Origin of the sequence: Nonomuraea indica (genome assembly GCF_002850745.1) — a bacterium.
Classification (GTDB): domain Bacteria; phylum Actinomycetota; class Actinomycetes; order Streptosporangiales; family Streptosporangiaceae; genus Nonomuraea; species Nonomuraea indica.
In genome coordinates, this window is record NZ_KZ559468.1 from 43,501 (window position 1) to 68,476 (window position 24,976).

The 24,976-nt window shown below is 71.5% G+C and carries 21 protein-coding genes; 11 read left to right on the top strand and 10 right to left on the bottom strand.

The genetic code is table 11. The features are described from left to right. Positions 1–101: 101 nt before the first annotated feature. On the top strand, positions 102–1,946 hold the full coding sequence (locus tag CXR44_RS08015) for a glycoside hydrolase family 15 protein (protein WP_101784286.1): 1,845 nt from the start codon (positions 102–104) through the stop codon (positions 1,944–1,946). A gap of 144 nt (positions 1,947–2,090) precedes the next feature. Next, positions 2,091–3,041, top strand: a complete 951-nt coding sequence (locus tag CXR44_RS08020) for a S1 family peptidase (protein ID WP_219601708.1) — start codon at positions 2,091–2,093, stop codon at positions 3,039–3,041. A gap of 24 nt (positions 3,042–3,065) precedes the next feature. Here the strand turns inward: CXR44_RS08020 and CXR44_RS08025 are convergent, their stop codons facing one another. Genes CXR44_RS08025 through CXR44_RS08035 form a run of 3 tightly spaced genes read right to left on the bottom strand, consistent with a single transcriptional unit; the run spans position 3,066 to position 5,146 of the window. Further along, positions 3,066–3,731: a TspO/MBR family protein gene (locus CXR44_RS08025; RefSeq protein WP_101784287.1), complete on the bottom strand. Its 666-nt coding sequence runs from the start codon at positions 3,729–3,731 to the stop codon at positions 3,066–3,068. 28 nt (positions 3,732–3,759) lie between these two features. Then, positions 3,760–4,401, bottom strand: a complete 642-nt coding sequence (locus tag CXR44_RS08030) for a DUF1707 SHOCT-like domain-containing protein (protein WP_101784288.1) — start codon at positions 4,399–4,401, stop codon at positions 3,760–3,762. Between the two features lie 4 nt (positions 4,402–4,405). After that, positions 4,406–5,146, bottom strand: a complete 741-nt coding sequence (locus CXR44_RS08035) for a PadR family transcriptional regulator (protein ID WP_101784289.1) — start codon at positions 5,144–5,146, stop codon at positions 4,406–4,408. Between the two features lie 317 nt (positions 5,147–5,463). On the opposite strand from CXR44_RS08035, the gene CXR44_RS08040 reads away from it, so the two are divergent. Together CXR44_RS08040 and acnA are read left to right on the top strand one after the other, a co-directional pair. Then, entirely contained in the window at positions 5,464–6,192 is a 729-nt protein-coding gene (locus CXR44_RS08040; RefSeq protein ID WP_101784290.1) for a metal-dependent hydrolase, read from the top strand. Between the two features lie 153 nt (positions 6,193–6,345). Then, positions 6,346–9,123, top strand: a complete 2,778-nt coding sequence (gene acnA, locus CXR44_RS08045) for an aconitate hydratase AcnA (protein ID WP_219601740.1) — start codon at positions 6,346–6,348, stop codon at positions 9,121–9,123. A gap of 132 nt (positions 9,124–9,255) precedes the next feature. On the opposite strand, the gene CXR44_RS08050 is transcribed toward acnA, so the two are convergent. Continuing rightward, on the bottom strand, positions 9,256–9,588 hold the full coding sequence (locus CXR44_RS08050) for a type II toxin-antitoxin system PemK/MazF family toxin (RefSeq protein ID WP_101784292.1): 333 nt from the start codon (positions 9,586–9,588) through the stop codon (positions 9,256–9,258). Continuing rightward, positions 9,569–9,892, bottom strand: coding sequence for a ribbon-helix-helix domain-containing protein (locus CXR44_RS08055; RefSeq protein WP_144069899.1), 324 nt, complete (start codon positions 9,890–9,892; stop codon positions 9,569–9,571). Before CXR44_RS08055 ends, CXR44_RS08050 begins: the two co-directional genes overlap by 20 nt. 100 nt (positions 9,893–9,992) lie before the next feature. Here CXR44_RS08055 and CXR44_RS08060 point away from each other — a divergent pair, with 100 nt between their 5' ends. The 5 genes from CXR44_RS08060 to CXR44_RS08080 all read left to right on the top strand — a co-directional run bounded on the left by CXR44_RS08060 (position 9,993) and on the right by CXR44_RS08080 (position 15,379). Continuing rightward, the gene (locus CXR44_RS08060; protein WP_101784294.1) at positions 9,993–10,718 is read left to right on the top strand and encodes a sulfite exporter TauE/SafE family protein; all 726 of its coding nucleotides are present in this window, start codon (positions 9,993–9,995) and stop codon (positions 10,716–10,718) included. Between the two features lie 209 nt (positions 10,719–10,927). Further along, positions 10,928–12,040, top strand: coding sequence for a sugar ABC transporter substrate-binding protein (locus CXR44_RS08065; protein WP_101784295.1), 1,113 nt, complete (start codon positions 10,928–10,930; stop codon positions 12,038–12,040). Positions 12,041–12,105: 65 nt separating this feature from the next. Beyond that, positions 12,106–12,870 (top strand): ATP-binding cassette domain-containing protein, encoded by a 765-nt coding sequence (locus CXR44_RS08070; RefSeq protein WP_101784296.1) that lies wholly within the window; start codon positions 12,106–12,108, stop codon positions 12,868–12,870. Further along, on the top strand, positions 12,867–14,129 hold the full coding sequence (locus CXR44_RS08075; protein ID WP_101784297.1) for a sugar ABC transporter permease: 1,263 nt from the start codon (positions 12,867–12,869) through the stop codon (positions 14,127–14,129). Before CXR44_RS08070 ends, CXR44_RS08075 begins: the two co-directional genes overlap by 4 nt. Before the next feature lie 35 nt (positions 14,130–14,164). Continuing rightward, positions 14,165–15,379: an ROK family transcriptional regulator gene (locus CXR44_RS08080; protein ID WP_101784298.1), complete on the top strand. Its 1,215-nt coding sequence runs from the start codon at positions 14,165–14,167 to the stop codon at positions 15,377–15,379. Between the two features lie 16 nt (positions 15,380–15,395). Here the strand turns inward: CXR44_RS08080 and CXR44_RS08085 are convergent, their stop codons facing one another. Both CXR44_RS08085 and CXR44_RS08090 read right to left on the bottom strand, forming a co-directional pair. Then, positions 15,396–16,181 carry a neutral zinc metallopeptidase gene (locus CXR44_RS08085; RefSeq protein ID WP_144069900.1) on the bottom strand — a complete coding sequence of 262 codons (786 nt, stop codon included), beginning with the start codon at positions 16,179–16,181 and terminating at the stop codon, positions 15,396–15,398. Between the two features lie 127 nt (positions 16,182–16,308). Further along, a complete protein-coding gene (locus CXR44_RS08090; protein ID WP_101784300.1) occupies positions 16,309–17,160 on the bottom strand; it encodes a neutral zinc metallopeptidase in 852 nt (283 codons plus the stop codon). A gap of 110 nt (positions 17,161–17,270) precedes the next feature. Here CXR44_RS08090 and dxs point away from each other — a divergent pair, with 110 nt between their 5' ends. Continuing rightward, on the top strand, positions 17,271–19,193 hold the full coding sequence (gene dxs, locus CXR44_RS08095; protein WP_101784301.1) for a 1-deoxy-D-xylulose-5-phosphate synthase: 1,923 nt from the start codon (positions 17,271–17,273) through the stop codon (positions 19,191–19,193). A gap of 66 nt (positions 19,194–19,259) precedes the next feature. After that, complete coding sequence (locus CXR44_RS08100; protein ID WP_180903244.1) at positions 19,260–20,738, top strand: amino acid permease; 1,479 nt, start codon at positions 19,260–19,262, stop codon at positions 20,736–20,738. A 91-nt stretch (positions 20,739–20,829) separates the two neighbouring features. Here the strand turns inward: CXR44_RS08100 and CXR44_RS08105 are convergent, their stop codons facing one another. The 3 genes from CXR44_RS08105 to CXR44_RS08115 all read right to left on the bottom strand — a co-directional run bounded on the left by CXR44_RS08105 (position 20,830) and on the right by CXR44_RS08115 (position 24,679). Beyond that, complete coding sequence (locus CXR44_RS08105; RefSeq protein WP_180903246.1) at positions 20,830–21,234, bottom strand: SSI family serine proteinase inhibitor; 405 nt, start codon at positions 21,232–21,234, stop codon at positions 20,830–20,832. Between the two features lie 191 nt (positions 21,235–21,425). Beyond that, entirely contained in the window at positions 21,426–23,519 is a 2,094-nt protein-coding gene (locus CXR44_RS08110; RefSeq protein WP_101784303.1) for a 3-hydroxyacyl-CoA dehydrogenase NAD-binding domain-containing protein, read from the bottom strand. Continuing rightward, positions 23,516–24,679, bottom strand: a complete 1,164-nt coding sequence (locus CXR44_RS08115; RefSeq protein WP_397020306.1) for a thiolase family protein — start codon at positions 24,677–24,679, stop codon at positions 23,516–23,518. Before CXR44_RS08115 ends, CXR44_RS08110 begins: the two co-directional genes overlap by 4 nt. Positions 24,680–24,976: the final 297 nt, after the last annotated feature.

The window sequence follows — 24,976 nt, forward strand, 5'->3', positions numbered from 1 at the left end:
GTCAATCTCGGTCAACAGTCTCCTTACTGTCCCGGCACCCCTGCTTCGCCGCCGGCGGCGGGGGCAGGGGACGGGGCGGTGTCCGGAGAAAGGCTGCTGCGATGGCCGGAACAATCGATCACGGTGACCCGGGCGGGCCCTCCCGCTACCTGCCGATCGCCGAGCACGGCCTGATCGGGGACCTGCGCACGGTGGCACTGGTCGGCACCGACGGCACCATCGACTGGTACTGCTGCCCGCGCTTCGACGCGCCCAGCGTCTTCGCCGCGATCCTCGACGCGGACCGGGGCGGGGCGTTCGAGCTGGCCGCCGCCGTCCCCGCGAGGACCAAGCAGTTCTACTTCCCCGACACCAACGTGCTGATCACCCGGTTCTTCACCGAGGACGGGGTGGGCGAGATCCAGGACTTCATGCCGGTGAGCGAGGGGTCCGGCGACGGGGGCGAGGTCGACCGGCACCGGCTGATCCGGCGGGTCGTCTGCGTGCGCGGCTCGATCCCGTTCCGGGCCCGCGTCGCCCCCCGCTTCGGCTACGGGGCGCGGCCGCACGAGGTGACCGAACGCGGCGGCGTGGTGCTCTTCTCCTCCGACGACCTTTCGCTGGCGCTGACCGCCACGGTGCCCGTCGCCCGCGACGAGCGGGACGCCACGGCCGAGTTCACGCTCAAGGAGGGCCAGTCCGAGGTGTTCGCGCTGGACCGGGTGGACGGCGGCGTGGAACCGCGTGGCTGCCCGCACGCGGAGGCGGACGCGGAGTTCACCGCCACCGTGGGGTTCTGGAGGCGCTGGCTGTCCGCCTCCCGCTACCGGGGCCGCTGGCGGGAGATGGTCCACCGCTCGGCGCTGACACTCAAGCTGCTCACCTACGCGCCGACCGGCGCGATCGTCGCCGCGCCCACCACGAGCCTGCCCGAGCAGATCGGCGGCGAGCGCAACTGGGACTACCGCTACCTGTGGGTGCGCGACGCCGCCTTCTGCGTGTACGCGCTGCTCCGGCTCGGGTTCACCGGCGAGGCGGAGGCGTTCATGAACTTCCTGACCAGGTGCGTCTGCCGCGACGCCCACGGCCCGGCCGGGCCGTTGCAGATCATGTACGGCATCGACGGGCGCACCGAACTGCCCGAACGCGTGCTCGACCACCTGGAGGGACATCGGGCGTCGGCCCCGGTGCGGGTCGGCAACGCCGCGGCGGACCAGCTCCAGCTCGACATCTACGGGGCCCTCATCGACTCCGTCTACCTCTACGACAAGTGGGGGCAGCCCATCTCCAGCGGCCACTGGGACGACGTCTGCTCCCTCGTCGACTGGGTGTGCGAGCACTGGGACCAGCCGGACGAGGGCGTCTGGGAGACCCGCGGCGGGCGCAAGAACTTCCTGTACTCGCGGCTGATGTGCTGGGTGGCGATCGAACGGGCCATGCGCATGTCCCGCCGCCGCGGCCTGCCGGCCGACATGCAGCGCTGGCGCGACACCCGCGACACGATCTACCGGCAGCTCATGCGCCACGGCTGGTCGGAGAAGCGGTGCGCGTTCGTCCAGCACCAGGACGGCGACGTGCTCGACGCCGCCGTCCTCATGATGCCGCTGGTGAAGTTCATCTCGCCGACCGACCCCAAGTGGCTGTCCACCCTCGACGCGCTCACCGCCTGCCTGGTGTCCGACTCGCTCGTCTACCGCTACGACCCGCAGGTCAGCCCGGACGGCCTGCGCGGCGAGGAGGGCACGTTCTCCATCTGCTCCTTCTGGTACGTCGAGGCGCTGGTGCGCGCCGGGCGCGTGGACGAGGCACGGCTGGCGTTCGAGAAGATGCTCACCTACGCCAACCACCTCGGCCTGTACGCCGAGGAGATCAGCCGGAACGGCGAGCAGCAGGGCAACTTCCCGCAGGCCTTCACCCACCTGTCGCTCATCAGCGCCGCCTTCAACCTCGACCGCGCCCTCGGCTGAGGCCGGCGGCCGGGCTCGCCGGCGCCTACCGCGCCGCGGCCCGGGTAGCCTGTCGCGTGTGGCAGGTCGCCCGGGAGGGCCTCTGACCTGCCGCTTCCGCAGCGACCAGGATCCCCTTCCCGCCCCTCGGACGAGAGGACACGCGTGTTCCAGGCAACCGCCAGGCGCTCGACGGCGTTCGCGGCCACCCTCATGGCCGCTCTCGTGGCCCCCCTGCTCGCCACGCCGTCCGCGTCGGCCACCACCGCCGCTGCGGCCACCACCGCCACCACGGCCGCTGCGGCCACCACCCCTCAGACCGTCCTCCTGGCCGACCGGCCCGCCATCATCGGCGGGCGGGCGGCTACGGAGCCCTACTCCTTCATGGTGTCGTTCCGGCTGGCCGAGGAGCCCGACCACCACTGCGGCGGCGCCCTCGTCGCCCCCGACTGGGTCGTCACCGCGGCGCACTGCCAGGGCCTGCTGAAGCCCGGCAGGACCCGGGTGCGCGTGGGCTCCGCCGACCGCGACGAGGGCGGCGTGCCCGCCGGCGTCGAGCGCGTCGTCGTCCACCCCGGCTTCGGCTCCGCCCAGCTGCGCCGGGGCCGCGAGTCGGACATCGCGCTGGTCCGGCTGGACCGGCGGGTGGACCTCGCGCCCATCCCCGTCGCCGCCGATCCCGGTCCCGTGGGCACGCCGAGCCGGGTCCTCGGCTGGGGCATGACCTGCGAGGACCGGGAGAACCCGGAGTGCGCGGACGGCTCGCGCCTGCTGCGCGAGCTCGACACCGTGCGCGTCGCCGACAGCCGCTGCGTCACGCTCGACGGCGTCGCGGAGCTGTGCGCGGGCGAACGTGACGGGCGGGCGGCCAGCGCCTGCAACGGCGACTCCGGCGGGCCGCAGATCCGCCGGGTCGGCGGCCGGTGGGAGCTGATCGGGGCCACCTCGCGCGACGGCGACGACGTGGACGACCGCATGGACGGCGGCGCCGGCTGCTCGACGAACCCCTCGGGCGGGCCCGGTGTCGGGATCTGGACCGACGTCACCCGGTACCGCTCCTGGATCGACCGGACGCTCGGCGAGGACGCGCCCACGGCCGCCCGCGGCGCCGCCTGACCGCCGGTTCCCGGAGGCCGCGCGTCAGGCCTCCGGGTTGCGGGCGATGATCGCGCCGTTCAGGGCCGTGGCGAAGCCGGTCCAGGCGACGTACGGCAGCAGCGCCAGTCCCGCGCGGCGGTCGGCGCGCAGGAAGCGGCGCAGCAGCGTGAGGTTGGAGGCGTTCAGGGCCAGGATGTCCACCATCGCCAGCCGGGGGGAGCGGGCGGCGAAGAACAGCGGCGTCCAGGCGGTGTTGAGCGCCAGGTTCACCGCGAGCGCCCGCACCAGCCCGGCCCGCCCCGCCGCCCCGGTTCCTGCCGCGGTCCCCGTCCCGGTCCCTGCCCCGGTCCCTGCCCCTGCCCCGGGCCCGGTCCCGGTCCGGGTTCCCGTCCCGGTTCCGGTTTCGGTCCCTGCCCCCGTTCCGGTCGAGGGAGCCTCCGTCCCGGAGGCCGCCGTCGCGGACGTCTCGGGCCCGGCCGGGGCGGAGGCGGTGGTCAGGGCGCGGGCGCCGGCGTAGGCGATCAGGCCGTACAGCGGGGTCCAGACCAGGCCGAAGGCCTGCGGGGGCGGCTGCCACGGCGGCTTGCGCAACCGGCGGTACCACCGGGAGCGGCTGTCGGTCGAGAGGGCGCCGGTCACGGCGCCCGCGGCCACGGCGGTGCCCGTGGCGAGCAGGTTGCGGGCGAAACGGCGTCGGTCGGATGTCATCCCGCCCGCCTACCCCGTCACGGGCGGGTCACCCGCGGTGGTGGAACCGCCGCCGTACCGCGCTGAAGATCGTGGCACCCAGCCAGATCAGGAACAGCACCTTGACGACGCCCCAGCCGCCGACCACCAGCCCGACGAACATCATCGCGAACAGGATCGGCAGCCATGGCGTCCCGCCCCGGTGCGGACCGTGACCGTGCGGGCCCCGGCGCGGACGGTGGTGGCGCGTGGCCGCGACCTGGTGGCGATGCGCGTTCACCGCGGCGCGCCAGTCGCCGGGCCCGGGCGCGACCGGCTCGCGATAGGCGCTGTGGTGGCCGTGGCCGGGCAGGTCGGCCGTCACCCGGGCGAGGTCGCGCACGGTGCGCGCCGCCAGCGTCCGGTCGAGCCGCTCGTCCAGCTCGGCGTGGTCGAGCCGGCCCAGCGCGAAGTGCTCGCGCAGCGCGGCCATCGTCTGCTCGCGCTCGGCGTCGCCGATGCGCAGGTCGCCGGGGTCGGGACGCGGGTCTCGGGCGGGCCGCTCGGCGGGGCGTCCGGCGAGGTGGTCGGCGGGGTGGACGGCGCGGTCCCCGGCCGGGTCCGTCCGCCGTTCCTCGCCGCTGCCGTGGTGGTCCGGATCCATGCGTGACTCCTCCTTCGCGGACCGGTCTTCCACGATGGCGCCGGTCATCGGGTCACTCCTCGCCCGGGTCGCCGTCGGCCAGGATCTGGTAGAGCTTGCGCCGGGTCTCCACCAGAGTCTTACGCGCTTCGCGGATCTGTGCGTCGCTCCCGGTCTGCAGAACCTGCATCATCGCGAACGCCGACTGCCGGGCCAGGTCCCACAGATCGGCGGCGTTGTCGTCGATGTCGGGCCGCATCTCGTCCCACGGGGCGCGCACCTCGTCGCCGTGGGCGTCGATGTAGGCGCGGCCGGCCTCGGTGAGACGGAAGGTCTTGCGGCCTTCGTTCTCCTCGGAGACCACCAGGCCCTCGTCGGTGAGCTGCTGCAACGCCGGGTAGACGGCGCCGGGGCTGGGCTTCCAGCCGCCCTCGCTGCGCTCGGCGATCTCCTGGATGATCTGGTAGCCGTTGCGCGGCTCCTCGGCGAGCAGGGCCAGGATCGCGGCGCGCACGTCGCCGCGCTTGGCCTTGCGGCCCCGGCCGCCCCAGCCGCGGTGGCCCCATGGCCCACCCGGCCCGAACGGCCCGCCCGGCCCCCAGGGGCCGCGCCCGAACTCGGGCGGGAACGGCCGCCGGCCGCGTCCCCGGTGGTCGTGCGGCCCGTGGTCGTGCGGGGCGTGGCCGTGCGGGGGGTGGTGACGCCGTCCGGCGTCCTCCCAGGCTCCGGCGATGGCCCTGAACGCCTGATGGGCGGCGTGCCTGAACTCTCTCGGGTCGGGCCAGGGGCGGCCGGCCGCATGTGCGGAAGTCATGGGGGTTCCTCCAAGTTTCGACTGTTCTCGATGCTTCAAAGATATATCGCCAACATGTCGCGAGCAATGCCGCGGGGAGAGTGAGACAGATCACGAAAATGCTCCGGAATCCGGGAACAGGATCGGGAACGAGGTCGTTGTTCAGATCAGACGAGGTCGTTCCGCGTCGGCAGGGCTGGGGGGTGCTGTCGCCGCGGAGACGACCTCGTCTGCGTTTGCGGCCACCTCGCCGGCCCCTGTTTCTGCTCGGCGACCGGACGGGGATCAGGCGTGGCCGCCACGCCCCGGTGTCCGCGCTTTGCCGTACAGTCCGGATCATGATGGGTCACACGCACGCGATGACGGGGGCCATCGCCTGGCTGGGGCTGGCGCCGGGCCTGGCGGCCCTGCCGATGGTGATGGAGTCCGACCGGTTCATCTCGACCGGGATCATGGTCAACGCGCTCACGCCGGCGGAGCTCATCGCCGGGGCGCTCGTCTGCGCGGGGGCGGCGATGCTGCCCGACCTCGACCATCCGAGCGCCACGATCGCGCAGACGTTCGGTCCGGTGACGTGGGCGCTGAGCAAGGTGGTCAACTGGCTGGGCGGCGGGCACCGTGGCGCCACCCACTCCTTAGCCTTCGCGGTCGCGGTCGGGTTCGGCGCGCACTGGCTGGCGAGCAGCCATCCCATCGGCCGCGACGTCCTGGTCGTCCTGCTCATCGGCCTCGCGCTGCGTGCGATCGGCATCGGCATCCCGGGCAACAAGGCCGGCTCGGCGCTGGTCAACATCGGCCTCACCGCGGGCCTGTACACGGTGTTCCTCTCACTCGGCGTCGGCTACGCCTGGCTCGGGCTGGCCGTGGGGATCGGCTCGTTCGTGCACGTCGTGGGCGACTGCATGACGGAGAAGGGCTGCCCGGTGCTGTGGCCCATGTCGGTGAAGTTCCTGCTGCCATGGAAGATCGGCATCAAGACCGGCAAGAAGTTCGAGCAGAAGATCCTCGCCCCCGTGCTGTCGGTCGCCATCATCGGGCTGCTCTTCCTGCGTCTGGTGCCCGCCTGAGGCCCCACCCGGTTAACTTGATGTCGAGATAGTTCTGTCGATATCTTGATGTCGAGACATCCGCCGCGCCCTGGACTTAGGGTCACCTAACGTGCTGGTCGATCCCCGGGTGCGGGAGGATTCACCTTGAGCAACTGTCTATGGAGGAGGCGAATCACCGTGTCCGCGAACAGCTTCGGCAGCCGTGACACGCTGCGCGTCGGAGACGCGTCATACGAGATCTTCCGGCTGGATGCCGTCGAGGGTGCTGCCCGCCTCCCGTACAGCCTGAAGATCCTGCTGGAAAACCTCCTCCGCACCGAGGACGGCGCCAACATCACGGCTGACCACATCCGGGCGCTGGGCGGCTGGGACCCCGGCGCGCAGCCGAGCGTGGAGATCCAGTTCACCCCCGCTCGTGTGATCATGCAGGACTTCACCGGCGTGCCCTGCGTGGTCGACCTGGCCACGATGCGCGAGGCCGTACGCGACCTGGGTGGCGACCCGGCCCGCATCAACCCGCTGGCCCCCGCCGAGATGGTCATCGACCACTCGGTCATCGTCGACTACTTCGGCCACCCCGACGCCTTCCAGCGCAACGTGGAGCGCGAGTACGAGCGCAACCGCGAGCGCTACCAGTTCCTGCGCTGGGGCCAGACGGCCTTCGACGAGTTCAAGGTCGTCCCGCCGGGCACCGGCATCGTGCACCAGGTCAACATCGAGCACCTGGCCCGCGTCGTGATGACCCGTGACGGCAAGGCCTACCCCGACACCTGCGTCGGCACCGACTCCCACACCACGATGGAGAACGGCATCGGCGTCCTCGGCTGGGGCGTCGGCGGCATCGAGGCCGAGGCCGCGATGCTCGGCCAGCCGATCTCCATGCTCATCCCGCGCGTGGTCGGCTTCAAGCTCAGCGGCAAGCTGCCCGCGGGCGCCACCGCCACCGACCTGGTGCTCACCATCACCGAGATCCTGCGCAAGCACGGCGTGGTCGGCAAGTTCGTGGAGTTCTACGGCGAGGGCGTCTCCAGCGTGCCGCTGGCCGACCGGGCCACGATCGGCAACATGAGCCCCGAGTTCGGCTCCACCTGCGCGATCTTCCCGATCGACGGCCAGACCGTCGACTACCTGCGCCTGACCGGCCGCTCCGAGGAGCAGATCGCCCTGGTCGAGGCCTACGCCAAGGCCCAGGGCCTCTGGCTCGACCCGTCGGCGCCCGAGCCCGTCTTCTCCGAGTACATCGAGCTCGACCTGGGCACGGTCGTCCCGTCGATCGCCGGCCCCAAGCGCCCGCAGGACCGCATCGCGCTGTCCGACGCCAAGAAGGCCTGGCGCGCGGCCGTCAAGGACTACGCCCCGGCCGTGGAGGGCCCGATCGACGAGGCGTCCGCCGAGTCGTTCCCCGCCTCCGACGCCCCGGCGATCAGCCACGGCGGCAACGGCGACGAGCCGCACCCCGCCGCTCTCAACGGTGAGCGGCCGCACAAGAAGGTGCCGGTCACGCTGGCCGACGGCACCTCGTTCGAGATCGACCACGGCATCGTCGCCATCGCCGCGATCACCTCGTGCACCAACACCTCCAACCCGTACGTCATGCTCGGCGCGGCCCTGCTGGCCCGCAACGCCGTCGAGAAGGGCCTGACCCGCAAGCCGTGGGTCAAGACCTCGCTGGCGCCCGGTTCGCAGGTCGTCACCGGCTACTTCGAGCGCTCGGGCCTGCAGCCCTACCTCGACAAGATCGGCTTCAACCTCGTCGGCTACGGCTGCACCACCTGCATCGGCAACTCCGGCCCGCTGCCGGAGGAGATCTCCGAGGCGGTCCAGGCGGGCGACCTCGCGGTCACCGCCGTGCTGTCCGGCAACCGCAACTTCGAGGGCCGCATCAACCCCGACGTCAAGATGAACTACCTGGCCTCGCCGCCGCTCGTCGTGGCGTACGCGCTGGCCGGCACCATGGACATCGACCTCGACAACGAGCCGCTCGGCACCGGCTCCGACGGTCAGCCGGTGTTCCTGCGCGACATCTGGCCGTCGCCCGAAGAGGTCTCGGCCGTGGTCAACTCCTCCATCGGGCGCGACATGTTCGAGCGCGACTACGCGGACGTGTTCAAGGGCGACGACCTCTGGCGGTCGCTGCCGATCCCGACCGGCGACACCTTCGAATGGGACCCCGACTCGACCTACGTGCGCAAGGCCCCCTACTTCGACGGCATGCCGGAGCAGCCGGAGCCCGTCTCCGACATCACCGGCGCCCGGGTCCTGGTCAAGGTCGGCGACTCGGTCACCACCGACCACATCTCGCCGGCCGGCTCCATCAAGACCGGCACGCCCGCCGCCCAGTACCTCCAGGCCAACGGGGTCGCGGTCAAGGACTTCAACTCCTACGGCTCGCGGCGCGGCAACCACGAGGTGATGATCCGCGGCACCTTCGCCAACATCCGCCTGCGCAACCAGATCGCGCCGGGCACCGAGGGCGGCTACACCCGCGACTTCACCCAGCCCGACGCCCCGGTGTCGTTCATCTACGACGCCTCGGTCAACTACGCGGCCGCCGGCACGCCGCTGGTGGTCCTGGCGGGCAAGGAGTACGGCTCGGGCTCGTCGCGTGACTGGGCGGCCAAGGGCACCGCGCTGCTCGGCGTCCGCGCCGTCATCGCCGAGTCCTACGAGCGCATCCACCGCTCCAACCTGATCGGCATGGGCGTGCTGCCGCTGCAGTTCCCGGAGGGCGCGAGCGCCGAGTCGCTGGGGCTGACGGGCGAGGAGACCTTCGACATCACCGGGGTCGAGAAGCTCAACGACGGCGGCATCCCGCGCACGGTGCGGGTCAAGGCCGGTGACGTCGAGTTCGACGCGGTGGTCCGCATCGACACGCCGGGCGAGGCCGACTACTACCGGCACGGCGGCATCATGCAGTACGTCCTGCGCTCGCTGCTCGCCAAGTCCTGACCGCCCGGGCCGCCGGAGGTCGCCGCCGGCCGAGGCGGATCTCGCCTCCCGTCCGGCGCGGCGAGGGCGGCTCTGGCACGATGAAGGATGCCACCCGGCGAACCATCACTTCGCCGGGTGGCACGGCCATGCTCAGATCATCTGCCTGAGCACGCCGATGGCCTCGTCGACCGTCTCATCGGGAGCGTGGCCGACGTAGAACTCGAATCGTTCCGGTGACAGGGCGCGGATCTGCTCCACCATCGCCCAACTCGTCTTCGCCAGCCCCGTCCCGTTGGCTGAGACCCTGATGTGGGTGAGGTAGCCGCGTTCTCGCGTTGTCAGGGGGATCGCGAGAACGAGCCCCAGCTTCGAGCGATTGAGTCGATCGTTGCTGAGTACGAGCACAGGACGGGGAAAGCCCTGCTCCCGGCCGGTCGGATCGCCGAGATCGGCGAACCAGATATCACCTCGGGTGGCCTTCATCGTTCTCCTCGGGGAATGTGATCAGCCCCTCCCATTCGGGGGCGATCCGGCGTGACCGGGATCGCGGGCCCATGACCAGCTCGCGTTCGGCGAGATAGTCGGCCCAGGCCCGGGGATCCTCTCGCTGGGTGCGCTCGATCTGCTCGTTGAGCTCCTCCCAGAAGTGCTTGCGTTCGTAGTCGTGGATCGCTTCGTTGAGCACCTCGGTCATGCTCCGGCCCTCCTGTCGGGCGATGCGGGCGATGCGGTCTCTCGTGGCGACGCTGACACGTATGGTCGTTGCTGTTCTGGGCTTCACGCTCATACTCCAGAGGCTATGTCGGCGTCTGTCGAAACCCTATACCTGATCGACTGCGTGCGGTGTGCGAACGGCAACTCTCCGTAAAGATGGTTGACTCTCCCGCATGTCGAACGAGTTGCTCGTGCTGGTCGTCGGGGGTGTCGCGGTGTTCGCTGGGGCCGTGGTGCAGGGGAGTGTGGGCTTCGGGCTGGGGCTGGTCGCCGCGCCCGTGCTGGCCCTGCTGGACCCCGGCATCATGCCCGGCGCCATCCAGGTGGTGAACCTGACGATGCCGCTGTTCACGCTCGCCGCCGAGGGGCGCAGGGCCGACTGGCGCGGTGTGGGGTTCGCGTTGCTCGGGCGGCTGCCGGGCAGTGCCATCGGTGCTGTCATCGTTGTCTACGTCTCCGTCTACACGTTGGGCGTCTTCGTAGGCGTCATGGTGCTCCTCGCCGTCGCTCTGACCGCGCGGGCGCTGAGCGTGCCCCGCACCCGGGCGACGATCGCCGCGGCCGGATTCCTCTCGGGGATCACCGGCACCGCGACGGGCATCGGCGGCCCGCCCATCGCGCTGGTCTACCAGGGCGCCAAGGGGCCCGAGATCCGGGCCACGCTGGCGATGTTCTTCTCCGTCAGCGCCGCGCAGGCGCTGGTCGTCCTCGCGCTCGTGGACCACCTGCCGGCCCGCGCCCTGACCACGGGGGCGGCCCTCGTCGTGCCCATGGTGCTCGGGTTCCTGGTGTCGGGGCCGGTGCGCCGCCGCCTCGACGGCGGGCGGGTGCGAGCGGCCGTCCTGACGGTCGCCGCGCTTTCCTCCGTGGTGCTCATCGCGCAGAGTCTCGCGGCGTGACGGACGCAGGTCGGGAAAGCGCTTACAGGCCAACACGGGCGTGCGCCGCGGGTCGCCGGGGGATTCCCCGAGGTTGACCGCGTGTTTCCCGATTGTTACCTGGAACAACAAACTCCCCCTCCGCTGGGTCTTCCCAAGCAGGCCACCGCGGATTACGTTGCCGCAAACAACATTCATCCCGGGCCCCTCCGGAAGAAAGGACCCTGCACATGCGCAAGGGGATCCTCAGCATGACGGCCGCGGCAGCCGCGCTCGCCCTCGGTCTCACCGCCTGCGGGGGCGACAGCGGTCAGACCACGACCGGCGCCACCGCAGAAGGCTCACCGCAGCAGAAGGCCGGCAAGATCGGCGTCATCCTGCCCGACAGCAAGTCCTCGGCCCGCTGGGAGACGGCGGACCGCAAGTACCTGGAAGAGGCGTTCAAGGCCGCCGGGGTGCAGTACGACATCCAGAACGCCCAGAACGACAAGACGGCCTTCCAGACCATCGCCGACCAGATGATGACCAACGGCGCGACCGTTCTCATGATCGTCAACCTGGACAGCGGCACCGGCAAGACCGTCATCGAGAAGGCCAGGTCGCAGGGCGTGGTCACGATCGACTACGACCGGCTCACGCTGGGCGGCAACGCCGCCTACTACGTCAGCTTCGACAACACCAAGGTCGGCACCCTCCAGGGCGAGGGGCTCGTCAAGTGCCTGTCGGACAAGAAGGCCGACAAGCCGATCGTCGCCTACCTCAACGGCTCGCCGACGGACAACAACGCCACCCTGTTCAAGCAGGGTTACGACGGCGTGCTCAAGCCGAAGTTCGACTCCGGCGACTACGTCAAGGGCCCCGACCAGGCCGTTCCCGACTGGGACAACACCCAGGCCGGCACGATCTTCGAGCAGATGCTGACCAGCCAGCCGAAGATCGCCGGCGTGCTGGCCGCCAACGACGGCCTCGGCAACGCCGCCATCACCGTGCTGAAGAAGAACAACCTCAACGGCAAGGTGCCGGTCACCGGCCAGGACGCCACCGTCCAGGGCCTGCAGAACATCCTCGCCGGCGACCAGTGCATGACCGTCTACAAGGCCGTCAAGAAGGAGGCCGACGCCGCGGCCAAGCTCGCCGTCGCGCTGGCCAAGGGCGAGAAGCCCCAGGCGAGCGGCAGCGTCAAGGACCCGGAGACCGGCAAGGACGTCCCGGCCGAGCTGCTGGACCCGCAGGCCATCACGATCGAGAACGTCAAGGACGTCGTGGCCGACGGGTACGTCACCAAGGAGGAGCTGTGCACCGGTGAGTTCGCCGCCAAGTGCACGGAAGCAGGAATCCAGTAACGAAGCGGAGCAGGGTACGGCCGGCGCCCCCGGGCCCCGGCCGTACCCCTCCCCGAGGGAGACCCATGACCCCCCTGCTCGAAGTGCGCGGGATAGACAAGAGCTTCGGTCCGGTGCAGGTCCTGCACGACGTCACGCTGCACGCCCACGCGGGCGAGGTGACCGCGCTCGTCGGTGACAACGGCGCCGGCAAGTCGACGCTCGTCAAGTGCATCGGCGGCATCCATCCGATCGACGCCGGAGAGATCGTCTTCGACGGCAAGCCCGTGCAGGTGCACGGGCCGCGCGACGCGGGCGAGCTCGGCATCGAGATCGTCTACCAGGACCTCGCGCTCTGCGACAACCTCGACATCGTCCAGAACATGTTCCTCGGCAGGGAACGCCGCAGCGGCCTGGTGCTCGACGAGGCCACGATGGAGGAGCTCGCCCAGCAGACGCTGAGCGGCCTTTCCGTGCGCACCGTCAAGTCCATCAGGCAGCAGGTCTCCAGCCTGTCGGGCGGCCAGCGGCAGACCGTCGCCATCGCCAAGGCCGTCCTGTGGAACAGCAAGGTCGTCATCCTCGACGAGCCCACCGCCGCGCTGGGCGTCGCCCAGACCGCCCAGGTGCTGGAACTCGTCCGCAGGCTCGCCGACACCGGCCTCGCGGTCGTCCTCATCTCGCACAACATGAACGACGTCTTCGCCGTCTCCGACCGGATCGCGGCGCTCTACCTCGGCAGGATGGCCGCCCAGGTCAGGACCGCCGACGTGACGCACGCCCAGGTCGTCGAACTGATCACCGCCGGCCGAAGTGGGGACCTCGGCCTGAAGAACGGGGTCACCCCATGAGCAAGACCACCGAAGTGACCGACGAGGCCCTGATCGCGGCCGTCCGGCAGCCGTCGATCGGCAGCAGCGCCCGCGCCTACACCGAACGGGTCCGCCGCGGCGACATGGGGGCGCTGCCCGCCGTGCTCGGCCTGCTGGTCCTCTGCACCGCCTTCGCCGTCGCCCGGCCGTCGTTCGTCACCGCCATCAACTTCGCCAACCTCTTCACCCAGGGCGCCGCGATCACCGTGATCGCGATGGGCCTGGTGTTCGTCCTGCTGCTCGGCGAGATCGACCTGTCGGCCGGCTTCACCAGCGGCGTCTGCGCCGCGGTGCTCGCCGTGCTGCTGACCAACATGGGCATGCCGTGGTACGTGGGCGTGCTCGCGGCCATCGTGACCGGCACCGTGATCGGCTCCGTGCTCGGCGGCCTCGTCGCCAAGATCGGCATACCGTCGTTCGTGGTGACGCTCGCCGCCTTCCTCGCCTTCCAGGGGCTCGTGCTGGTGCTGGTGAACGAGGGCACCAACATCTCCATCAACGACCCGGTGATCAAGGCCGTCGCGCAGCGGAACCTGCCGCCCGCGCTCGGCTGGGCCCTGTACGCGGCCTGCGTGGCGGCCTACGCGCTGGTGCAGCTCGTCCGGGCCCGCAAGCGCGCCTCCCGCGGCCTGGTCTCCGACCCGATCTCGCTCATCGCCGCCCGCGTCGCCGCGCTGGCCGTGCTCGCCGGAGCGGCCGTCTACCTGCTCAACCTGGAGCGCAGCCTCAACCCGGCGTTCGCCTCGCTCAGCGGCGTGCCCGTCGTGGTGCCGATCATCGTGGCGCTGCTCGTGCTGTGGACGTTCGTGCTGCGCCGCACCGCGTTCGGCCGGCACCTGTACGCCGTCGGCGGCAACGCCGAGGCGGCCCGCCGGGCCGGCATCGCGGTGGACCGGATCAAGGTGAGCGCGTTCATGATCTGCTCGTCGATGGCCGCCGTCGGCGGCATCATCGCCGCCTCGCGGGCCAGCTCGGTCGACCCGAACACCGGCGGCAGCTCCGTGCTGCTCTACGCCGTGGGCGCGGCCGTGATCGGCGGCACCAGCCTGTTCGGCGGCAAGGGCCGGGTGCTCGACGCCGTGCTCGGCGGCGCGGTCATCGCCGTCATCGACAACGGCATGGCCCTGATGCAGTACGGCGCCAGCGTCAAGTACCTGGTCACCGGATTCGTGCTGCTGCTGGCCGCCGGTGTGGACGCCCTCGCGCGCAAGAGGGCGGCCGCCGCTGGTCTAAGGTGAGCACCGGATTCCCGCCCCCGAAGGAACACCAGAAGATGCGTGCCGGCCCGTCCCAGGAGGAGATCAGGCGCCACAACCTCGGCGCCCTGCTCCGTCATGTCCATCTGGGCGGGCCCATCTCACGGGCCGAGCTCACCACGCGGATGGGGCTCAACCGCAGCACGATCATGGCGCTCACCTCCGACCTCACCGCGGCCGGCCTCGTGCGCGAGGAGCTGCCGCGCGAGACCGGCCGCGCCGGGCGGCCCTCGCTCGTCGTGCGCCCGGAGTCGTCGCGCGTCTACGTCTTCGCCTTCGACGTCGGCCCCGACCGGCTCGCCGCGGCCCGGGTGGGGCTGGGCGGCGCCATCCTCGACCGCAGGGAGGCGGCACGTGAGCGCGGCCCGTTCCGGCTGGAGGAGCTCGCCGGGGCGCTGGCCGGCTTCGCGCGGCAGATGCGGCGCAAGACCCGCGACGACACGGTGTGCGTGGGCGCCGCCGCCGCCGTGTCCGGCGGCGTGCGCAAGAGCGACGGCGTCATCAGGTTCGGGCCCAACCTGCGGGCCGACGAGGTGCCGTTCGGTGAGGAGCTGGGCCGTAGGCTCGGCCTCGGGCTGCCGGTCACCGTCGGCAACGACGCCAACCTCGCGGCCCTGGCCGAGCACAGCCGCGGCGTCGGCATGGGCGTGCGCGACCTCATCTACCTGCACGGCGACGTGGGCATCGGCGGCGGGATCATCGCGGGCGGCCACCTGCTCGGCGGCCACGACGGCTACGGCGGCGAGGTCGGGCACATGGTCGTCAACCCCGGCGGGCGTGACTGCGGCTGCGGCTCGTCCGGCTGCCTGGAGGCGGAGGTGGGGGAGCGGGCGCTGCTGGAGGCGGCGGGCCGGCTCGGCCGGCACGGGGCGGCCCAGCACGGCCGCGACGCCGTCCGCGCCGTGGTGGACGGGGCCGACCGGGGCGACATCGTGGCGCAGGAGGCGCTCGGCCGGGTCGGCGACTGGCTCGGGCTCGGCGTGGCCAACCTGGTCAACATCTTCAACCCCGAGATGGTGATCTTCGGGGGGATGCTGCGCGAGGTCTACCTGGGTTCGGCGGCGCAGGTGCGCAGCCGGCTCGCGCTGCACGCGATGGCGCCGCAGCGCGAGAAGCTCCGGCTGCGCACCTCGGCGCTGGCCGACGACGCGACGCTCGTGGGCGCGGCCGAGCTGGCCTTCGCCCACGTGCTGGCCGACCCGTTGGAGGCCCTGGCCCGGGTCAGCGGCTGACCGGCGCCCCCCGGGCTCAGCGGACCCGGGCCGTGGGCGCCGTCCAGGTGTTGCAGGCGCGGGCCGAGCCGCCGTCGTAGCCGCGGTCCTGCCAGTAGGCGAGGTTGCGGGGCTTGCCGTGCGCCTTGCTCTCGCGGGCGTCGCCCACCGCGTCGATCCAGTCGGCCCAGCCCACGTCCGGGGCGATCGAGTCGAGCGTGGCGCTGTAGAAGACGCCGGCGAAGCACTCGGCCTGCATCTCCAGCCGGTGGCTGACGACGGAGCGGGTCGTGCCGCGGGTGCGCCAGTACTGCTTGTTGAACTCGTCCAGGATGCCGGTGAGCTGCTGCACGTGGTGGCCCCACTCGTGGGCGACCGAGTGCGCGATGTTCATCCGGAACGGGTCCTTCAGGTCGCGCTTCATGATCCGGATCGCGACCGTGCGATGGCCGTTGCAGTACTGCGCGCCGTTGCTGGTGATCCTGCCGCAGACCGACGAGCTGCCCGTGGTGACCTGCAGCCGGGGCGGGGTGTAGCGCAGGCCGGCCGCCTTGAACCGGGCGGCCCAGAAGCGGTTCGCGCACCGGGCCATCGCCTGGTGGAACGCCTTGAGCGAGGCCGCGCTGCCCTCCCGGATCCGTGGGATGGCGCACGACAGCGGAGAGGCGGTGCCCGACCGGTAGATCCGGTTCTGGGCCAGCACGGCCGGTGGCGCCGCGACCGTGGCGTTCGCGCCCGGCCCGGCCGTCTCGGCGTGGGCCGTACCCGACGGGGCCAGACCGGCGGACGCGCAGACGAGGGCTGCGACAAGGGGAATACGCACGATCGCGGATACTAGACCACTTCGTGGTGATTTGTTGGTCGGTTCTTTACCTTCCGCCCCGGTCCGCTCACACGGCGGCGCGGCCGCGCCCAGGGGGCACGGCCGCGCCGGTCGGTGTGGACGCCGGTCAGGCGACGTAGCGGGGGGAGACGGACCAGGTGTTGCAGGAGCCGGGCGAGGCGGAGGCGTAGCCGCGCTTCATCCAGAAGGCCTGCGAGGAGCCCTTGCCGTGGTCGTTCTGCGCCCAGCCCTTGTGGCCGTTCTTGCGGAACCACTCGACGGTGGCGTCCCACTCGGCGGGGTCGATCGGCAGCGTGTCCTTGACGGTGCTCATGAAGACCGACGAGAAGCACTCGGCCTGCAGCTCCGAGCGGCGCGACAGCAGCAGCCGGCCCGAGTTGCCGGTCTGCGTCCTGGCGACCGCCCAGTAGTTCCAGATGCCGGAGACGGCCTGGACGTGGTGCCCGTACTCGTGGGCCATCAGGCGGGTGATGCCCAGCGCGAACGGATTGCGCAGCTGCGTCTTGGTGATCAGCATGTACATCGTGCGGTCGGTGGAGCAGTAGACGCCGTCGGCGCCGGACGCCCACGGGCCGCAGGGCGTGCGCACCTTACGGGTGATGATCCGCAGCCGCGGCTTGCTGAACTGCAGCCCGGCCTTGCGGAACTGGGTGGCCCACGACCGGTTGAGGCAGCTCGTCACCCGGGTGAGGAAACGCTTGTAGGCGACGGTGCTGCCACGGGGCAGGTCACCGGGCGAGCAGTTGGAACCCGCGAGCCGCCCCGTCTTGTACAGCGGGTTCGCCGTCGCGGCGGCCTTGCCGCGCGGCGGCGCCGCGAGCTGCTGCGCCTGCTGCTGCGCCTGCTGCTCGGCCTGCTCCTTCTGGGTGACGGTCTGGGCCTGTGCCGACGTCGCCGTGCCCGTGCCCGCCAGCGTCACGATCACGCCCGCGGCCACCAGTGACGTCAGTCTTCTCATGGGGAGAGTGTTCATAGTGAGGGAAAGACTAGGTCAAGATCGGACAAATGTGAGCGGATTTGACTTGATGGAGTCAGTCGGCCCTTCACGAACTAGACTTCAAGCCGTCGATGCAAAGAAGCAGAGGGGACGCGTCCGTGAGCGGGTTGCTGGACTCGGTAGTGGGACCGCACGACGTCAAACGGCTCGATGCCGAGCAGCTCCCGGAGCTGGCGAGCGAGATCCGCGACCTGCTCGTCGACTGCTGCTCCCGGTTCGGCGGCCACCTCGGGCCCAACCTCGGCGTGGTCGAGCTGACCATCGCCGTGCACCGCGTCTTCGACTCGCCCCGTGACCCCGTCATCTGGGACACCGGCCACCAGGCGTACGTGCACAAGCTGCTCACCGGCCGGCTGACCGGCTTCGGCGCGCTGAAGCAGGAGGGCGGCCTGTCGGGCTACCCGAGCCAGGCCGAGTCCGAGCACGACTTCGTCGAGAACTCCCACGCCTCCACCGCGCTGTCCTACGCCGACGGCCTGGCCAAGGCGTTCAAGCTGCGCGGCGAGCGCGACCGCACCGTGGTCGCGGTCATCGGCGACGGCGCGCTGACCGGCGGCATGGCCTGGGAGGCGCTCAACAACATCGCGGGCGTCAAGGACCTGCCGGTCGTCATCGTCGTCAACGACAACGGCCGCTCCTACTCGCCGACCATCGGCGGCCTCGCCTCGCACCTGTCGAAGCTGCGGGTCACCCGCCGCTACGAGGACTTCCTCGACTACGTCAAGGACAAGATCGGGAACGTTCCGGTCGTGTACGACGCGCTGCACGGCTTCAAGAAGGGCGTCAAGGACATCCTGGCGCCGCAGATCATGTTCGAGGACCTCGGGCTCAAGTACATCGGCCCCGTCGACGGCCACGACGAGCAGGCGATGGAGGCGGCGCTGCGCACGGCCCGCGACTTCCGCGGCCCGGTGATCGTGCACGCCCTCACCCAGAAGGGCCGCGGCTACTCCCCGGCCGAGAACCACGACGAGGACCAGTTCCACTCGCCCGGCGCCTTCGACCGCGCCACCGGCGCGGAGAAGCCCAAGGGCCGCATCTGGACCGACGTGTTCAGCGAGGAGATCGTCCGGCTCGGCAAGGACCGCGAGGACATCGTGGCCATCACCGCGGCCATGCTGCACCCGACCGGCCTGGCCGCCTTCGCCGACGCCTTCCCCGACCGCGTCTACGACGTCGGCATCGCCGAGCAGCACGCGCTGACCAGCGCCGCCGGCCTCGCGCTCGGCGGGCTGCACCCGGTCGTCGCCGTCTACGCGACGTTCCTCAACCGCGCCTTCGACCAGCTCCTGATGGACGTGGCCCTGCACCGGCTGCCGGTCACCGTGGTCCTCGACCGGGCGGGCGTCACCGGCGACGACGGCGCCAGCCACAACGGCATGTGGGACCTGTCGATCCTCCAGGTCGTGCCCGGCCTGCGCATCGCGGTGCCGCGCGACGGCGAGCGCCTCGCCGAGCTGCTCGGCGAGGCCGTCGCCGTCTCCGACGGCCCCACCGTGGTCCGCTTCCCCAAGGGCCCGGTCGCCGCGCCCGTCGAGGCGGTCGGCAAGCTGGGCGAGATGGACGTGCTGCGCGCCGCGACCGGCGAGCCCGACGTGCTGCTCGTCGGGGTGGGCCCGATGGCGCAGGTCTGCCTGGAGGCGGCCGGCCTGCTCGACGCCCAGGGCATCACGACCACCGTCATCGACCCGCGGTGGGTCAAGCCGCTCGACGAGGCGCTCCCCCTGGCCGCCGGCGCCCACAAGCTGGTCGCCGTGGTCGAGGACAACGGCCGCGTCGGCGGGGTCGGCGACGCGGTGGCGCGGGCGCTGCGCGACGCCGACGTCGACGTGCCGGTGCGCACGTTCGGCATCCCGCAGGAGTTCCTCGACCACGCCAAGCGGGCCGTCATCCTCGGCCGCATCGGGCTCACCGGGCAGGACCTCGCCCGCCAGATCACCGAGGCGGTCGCCAGGCGCAGCCAGCAGGTCGAGACGCCGCCCGCCCGTCGCTGAGCCGCCGGGCGCGCGAGCGCCCCGAAGGCGCATGGACCCCTCAAGGTGTGGGAAGGGTCACAGATCGTGGACATCCTTCGCACCAAATCCGTTGAGCAGTCCATCCGTGACACCGAGGCTCCGGAACACCAGCTGCGCAAGAGGCTGACCGCGGTCGATCTGACGATCTTCGGCATCGGCGTGATCATCGGCACGGGCATCTTCGTCCTGACCGGCCAGGTGGCCAAACTGACGGCCGGTCCGGCCGTGGCCGTCTCGTTCGTCGTGGCGGGCGTCGTGTGCGGTCTCGCGGCCCTGTGCTACGCGGAGTTCGCCTCGACGATCCCCGTGGCCGGGTCCGCCTACACCTTCTCCTTCGCCACGCTCGGCGAGTTCCCCGCGTGGATCATCGGCTGGGACCTGATGCTGGAGATGGCGCTCGCGGCGGCGGTGGTCGCGGTGGGCTGGTCCGGCTACTTCGCCTCGTTGCTGGCCTCGATCGGGCTGCCGCTGCCCGCGGCCATCGCCGGCGACGATCCGGTGGTGAACCTGCCGGCCATGGTGATCGTGCTCATCCTGACCGCGGTGCTGGTGGCCGGCATCAAGCTGTCGTCGCGGGTCAACGCGGTGATCGTGGCCATCAAGGTCGCGGTGATCCTGCTGGTGATCCTGGCGGGCCTGTTCTTCGTCAACGTGGCCAACTACACGCCGTTCATCCCCGAGCCCGTCCCGACGGAGCAGGTGGCCGGGCTGAAGGCGCCGCTCATCCAGGTGCTGTTCGGCATCACGCCCGTGTCGTTCGGCGTGATCGGCATCTTCTCCGCCGCGGCGATCGTGTTCTTCGCCTTCATCGGCTTCGACATCGTGGCCACCGCCGCCGAGGAGACCATCCACCCGCAGCGCGACATGCCGCGCGGCATCATCGGGTCGCTGGTCATCTGCACGATCCTGTACGTGGCGGTCTCGCTCGTCGTGGTCGGCATGCAGAAGTACACCGAGCTGAGCACGTCCGCGCCGCTCGCCGACGCCTTCACCGCCGTCGGCCAGAACTGGGCGGCCGGCCTGATCAGCCTCGGCGCGATCGCCGGGCTCACCAGCGTCGTCATGATCCTCATGATGGGGCAGACCCGGGTGCTGTTCGCCATGTGCCGCGACGGGCTGCTGCCCCGCAGGATGGCCAAGGTGCACCCGAAGTTCGGCACGCCCGCCCGGCTCACCGTCATCATCGGAGTGGTGTCGGCGCTGCTGTCGGGCTTCATCTCACTGGGGGCGCTGGCCGAGCTGGTGAACATCGGCACGCTGTTCGCCTTCGTCGTCGTCTCGGCCGGCGTGATCATCCTGCGCCGCACCCGGCCCGACCTGCCGCGCGCGTTCCGCACGCCGATGGTGCCGCTGCTGCCCGTCCTGTCGGTGCTGGCCTGCCTCTACCTCATGCTCAACCTGCCGGTCGAGACGTGGCTGAGGTTCCTCATCTGGATGGTGCTCGGCGCCGTGCTCTACTTCGCCTACGGCTACCGTCACAGCCGGGCGACGCGGCAGGACGCCGGGCAGGCGCCCCCGGCCTGACCCCGCAGGCGCGGGGACGGGCCGCCGCCCGGTCCGAACCCTGAGTGCGCGGGGACGGGCCGCCGCCCGGCCCCGCGACACGCCGCTGACGTCAGAACGCGAACACGTCCGCGCCGGCCGCCTTGGCGCGGCAGACATTGGTGAAGGTCCCGTTGTAGGAGATGTTGCGGCCCCGCCAGGTGCCCATGACCCCCACCTTGTACGGCTGGTACACCCACCCGCAGGAGGTGGCCGGCCGGCGGAGGCCGCCGAGCTTGCCGTCCGCCGCGCGCAACCGGGCGCACGCCACGGCCGGAGCGGGGTGGTCGCCCGCGTCGGGGTCGCAGGTGAGCCGGTAGGTCCGGGTCGCCTGCCCGGCGGCCGTCACGGTGATCGTCAGGGCCGTCGCCCGCTCGTCCGACCGCGGGTCCGCCCGCTCGCCGTCGCCGGCGGCCACCGCGGGCGCCGCGGCCAGCACCAGGAACGCCCCGCACAGCGCCGTCGTCATCGATCTCATGCCTGTCCTCCATCGCCTGCGCGAGCCAGTGTGCGCGCGTGGGCCGGGTGTGCACCCGTGAGCCCTGTGGCCGGTGTGCACGGTGTCGCTGGTGTAGGTACCCGGGGCCCCGTCGGCCGCGCTCATGGAGGGGGCAAAGGACACAGAAAGGGGACCCGCGCCGCGGGTCCCCTTCAGGTGCGCCCGGTGGGTCAGGCGGGCACGGACGCCACGCCCGGCTCCAGGAAACGCGGCCGGGCGACACCGGCCCGGTCCAGGTACGGCGTGATGCCTCCCAGGTGGAACGGCCAGCCCGCACCCAGGATCATGCACAGGTCGATGTCCTGCGCGGCGGCGACCACGCCCTCGTCCAGCATGATCCTGATCTCCTCGGCCAGCGCCTCCAGCACGCGGCTGCGCACCTCCTCGGCGGTGGACGGCCGGTCACCGCCCGCGAAGAGCGCCACGGCCTCGGCATCGAGCGAGAAGTCGGGCGCGTACACGCCCGGCTTGCCCGAGGCGACCAGCTTGCCCATGTTCGCGGATACTCCGAACCGGTCGGGGAACGCCTCGTGCAGGGTCTCGGCCACGTGCAGCCCCACGGCCGGGCCGACGAGCTGCAGCAGCGCGAACGGCGTCATCGGCAGGCCGAGGTCGTCGAGCGCGTGCTCGGCCGTCTCCAGCGGCGTGCCCTCGTCCACGGCCGCGATCACCTCGCCCATGAAGCGGGTCAGCAGCCGGTTCACCACGAACGCCGGGGCGTCCTTGACCAGCACCGCCGACTTCTTCAGCGACTTGCCGACGGCGAAGGCCGTGGCCAGCGTCGCGTCGTCCGTCGCGGCCCCCTTGATGATCTCCAGGAGAGGCATCACGGCGACCGGGTTGAAGAAGTGGAAGCCGACCAGCCGCTCCGGGTGCGCCAGCTCGGCGCCCATCTCGGTCAGCGACAGCGACGAGGTGTTGGTGGCGAGCGTGCACTCGGCCGAGACCACGGCCTCCACCTCGGCGAACACCTTCTTCTTGACCGCCATGTCCTCGAACACCGCCTCGATGACGAAGTCGGCGTCGGCGAAGGCGTCCTTGGTCAGCGAGCCGGTCACCAGGGCCTTGAGCCGGTTGGCCCGGTCGGCCGAGATCCGGCCCTTGCCCAGCAGCTTGTCCACCTCGGCGTGCACGTACCCGACGCCCTTGTCCAGCCGGGCCTGGTCGAGGTCGGTCAGCACGACCGGCACCTCCAGGCGGCGGGCGAACAGCAGCGCCATCTGCGATGCCATCAGGCCCGCGCCCACGACGCCGACCTTGGTCACCTTGCGGGCCAGCGACCTGTCGGGCGCGCCCGCCGGCCGCTTGGCCCGCCGCTGCACCAGGTCGAACGCGTAGAGGCCGGATCGCAGCTCGTCACCCATCAGCAGGTCGGCCAGCGCCTCGTCCTCGGCGGCGAAACCCTCGTCGCGCGAGGCCGTCCGCGCCCGGGCGACCAGGTCGAGCGCCCGGTAGGGGGCGGGGGAGGCGCCGCGCAGCTTCATGTCCACCAGGAACCGGGCGTCGGCCACCGCCTTGTCCCAGTCGTCGCCGTCGCGGGACGGGCGCTCGACCACGACCTCGCCGGTGACGACCCGGGCGGCCCAGCGCAGCGACTCCTCCAGGAAGTCGGCCGGCTCGAACATCGCGTCGGCGACGCCCAGTTCGTACGCCTGCGCGCCCTTGATCATGCGGTTCTGCGACAGGGGGTTCTCGATGATGAGCTTGAGCGCCTTCTCCGGGCCGATCAGGCGGGGCAGGAGCTGCGTGCCGCCCCAGCCCGGCACGAGGCCGAGGAAGCACTCGGGCAGCGCCACCGCCGGCACGCCGGAGGAGATCGTCCGGTAGGTGCAGTGCAGCGCGATCTCCAGGCCGCCGCCCATCGCCGCGCCGTTCACGAACGCGAACGACGGGATCGGCAGCTCGCCCAGCCGCCGGAAGACGTGGTGGCCGAGGCCGCCGATGGCCAGCGCCTCATCGCGCGAGGCCACGGCGGCGGCGCCCTTGAGGTCGGCGCCGACGGCGAAGATGAACGGCTTGCCGGTCACGCCGACCGCCGCCAGGTCCGTGCGTTCGGCGATCTCCGACAGCGCGCCGTTCAGGGCGAGCAGCCCGCGCGGGCCGAACGTGTTGGGCTTGGTGTGGTCGAAGCCGTTGTCCAGCGTGATGAGCGCCATCGTGCCGGCGCCACCCGGCAGCTCGACGTCGCGGACCAGCGCCTTGGTCACGACTTCGTCGGTGTCCCGCTCGCTCAGCAGCGCCCGCCAGGTGTCGATGTTGCTCATGCCAGGTTCTCCCAGATCACGGTGCCGCCCATGCCCATGCCGACGCACATGGTGGTGATGCCGTAGCGCACGTCGGGGCGCTCGGCGAACTGGCGGGCGAGCTGGGTCATCAGCCGCACGCCCGAGGAGGCCAGCGGGTGGCCGAAGGCGATCGCGCCGCCGTAGGGGTTGACGCGGGGGTCGTCGTCGGCGATGCCGAAGTGCTCCAGGAAGGCCAGCACCTGCACGGCGAACGCCTCGTTGATCTCGAACAGGCCGATGTCGGAGATCGACAGCCCGGCCAGCCGCAGCGCCCGCTCGGTGGACGGGATCGGGCCCACGCCCATCACCTCGGGGTCCACACCCGCGAACGCGTACGAGACCAGCCGCATCTTCGGCGTCAGCCCCAGCTCGTCGGCGACCTCGCGGGCCGCCACGACGCAGCCGGTGGCGCCGTCGTTGATCCCGGAGGAGTTGCCCGCCGTGACGTGCCCGTGCGGGCGGAACGGCGTCTTGAGGGCGCTCAGACCCTCCATCGTGGTGCCGGGCCGGGGCGCCTCGTCCTCGACGGCGAGCCCCCAGCCCTTCTCGGCCGTCCGGACGGCGGTCGGCACCAGGTCGGGCTGGATCTTGCCGTCGGCGTAGGCCTTGGCCACCTTCTCCTGCGACAGCACCGCGTAGGCGTCGGCGCGCTCCTTGGTGACCGACGGGTAGCGGTCGTGCAGGTTCTCGGCCGTCATGCCCATGACGAGCGCGCTCGGGTCGACGAGCTTCTCCGACAGGAAGCGCGGGTTCGGGTCGACGCCCTCGCCCATCGGGTGACGGCCCATGTGCTCGACCCCGCCCGCGATCGCGACGTCGTACGCGCCGAACGCGATGCCGCCCGCGACGGTGGTGACCGCGGTCATGGCGCCCGCGCACATGCGGTCGATCGCGTAGCCCGGCACGGACTTCGGCAGGCCGGCCAGCACCGCGGCCGAACGGCCGATGGTCAGGCCCTGGTCGCCGATCTGGGTGGTCGCGGCGATGGCGACCTCGTCCACGCGCTCCGGGGGCAGGCCGGGGTTGCGGCGGAGCAGTTCGCGGATGACCCGCACGACCAGGTCGTCGGCGCGGGTCTCCGCATACAGGCCCTTCGGCCCCGACCGGCCGAAGGGCGTGCGCACGCCGTCGACGAACACGACGTCACGAGAGGAAGGCACGGATTCGCTCCTCGTTGGCAGGCAGTTGACGAGGCCATGCTACTCGCCAGTAACTACTCGCCGCGCAGGGGCGGACCCCTCGTGCCCGCCACGGCGCCGCCGCGGGGCGACGGTCCCGTCAGCCCCGGCTCCGCCGACGGCGCCGCACCCGCGGCCCGAGGCCGGAAGCCCTGGTGGGACGCCGGGTCCGAACGGATCGATGCCGCCCTCGGCGTGCCGGTCGACCGGTTCCCATCCGGACTGTCCTGCCCCGCCGGTTTCCGGGTGAAACGGATG

Bases quoted from the DNA above. Each gene is read 5' to 3' on its own strand.
- CXR44_RS08035 (WP_101784289.1), bottom strand. From the start codon at position 5,146: ATGACTTCCGCACATGCGGCCGGCCGCCCCTGGCCCGACCCGAGAGAG.
- CXR44_RS08060 (WP_101784294.1), top strand. From the start codon at position 9,993: ATGTCGAACGAGTTGCTCGTGCTGGTCGTCGGGGGTGTCGCGGTGTTC.
- CXR44_RS08015 (WP_101784286.1), top strand. From the start codon at position 102: ATGGCCGGAACAATCGATCACGGTGACCCGGGCGGGCCCTCCCGCTAC.
- CXR44_RS08040 (WP_101784290.1), top strand. From the start codon at position 5,464: ATGATGGGTCACACGCACGCGATGACGGGGGCCATCGCCTGGCTGGGG.
- dxs (WP_101784301.1), top strand. From the start codon at position 17,271: ATGCAAAGAAGCAGAGGGGACGCGTCCGTGAGCGGGTTGCTGGACTCG.
- CXR44_RS08065 (WP_101784295.1), top strand. From the start codon at position 10,928: ATGCGCAAGGGGATCCTCAGCATGACGGCCGCGGCAGCCGCGCTCGCC.
- CXR44_RS08090 (WP_101784300.1), bottom strand. From the start codon at position 17,160: ATGAGAAGACTGACGTCACTGGTGGCCGCGGGCGTGATCGTGACGCTG.
- CXR44_RS08075 (WP_101784297.1), top strand. From the start codon at position 12,867: ATGAGCAAGACCACCGAAGTGACCGACGAGGCCCTGATCGCGGCCGTC.
- CXR44_RS08080 (WP_101784298.1), top strand. From the start codon at position 14,165: ATGCGTGCCGGCCCGTCCCAGGAGGAGATCAGGCGCCACAACCTCGGC.
- CXR44_RS08030 (WP_101784288.1), bottom strand. From the start codon at position 4,401: ATGACCGGCGCCATCGTGGAAGACCGGTCCGCGAAGGAGGAGTCACGC.
- CXR44_RS08105 (WP_180903246.1), bottom strand. From the start codon at position 21,234: ATGAGATCGATGACGACGGCGCTGTGCGGGGCGTTCCTGGTGCTGGCC.
- CXR44_RS08025 (WP_101784287.1), bottom strand. From the start codon at position 3,731: ATGACATCCGACCGACGCCGTTTCGCCCGCAACCTGCTCGCCACGGGC.
- CXR44_RS08110 (WP_101784303.1), bottom strand. From the start codon at position 23,519: ATGAGCAACATCGACACCTGGCGGGCGCTGCTGAGCGAGCGGGACACC.
- CXR44_RS08070 (WP_101784296.1), top strand. From the start codon at position 12,106: ATGACCCCCCTGCTCGAAGTGCGCGGGATAGACAAGAGCTTCGGTCCG.
- CXR44_RS08055 (WP_144069899.1), bottom strand. From the start codon at position 9,892: ATGAGCGTGAAGCCCAGAACAGCAACGACCATACGTGTCAGCGTCGCC.
- CXR44_RS08050 (WP_101784292.1), bottom strand. From the start codon at position 9,588: ATGAAGGCCACCCGAGGTGATATCTGGTTCGCCGATCTCGGCGATCCG.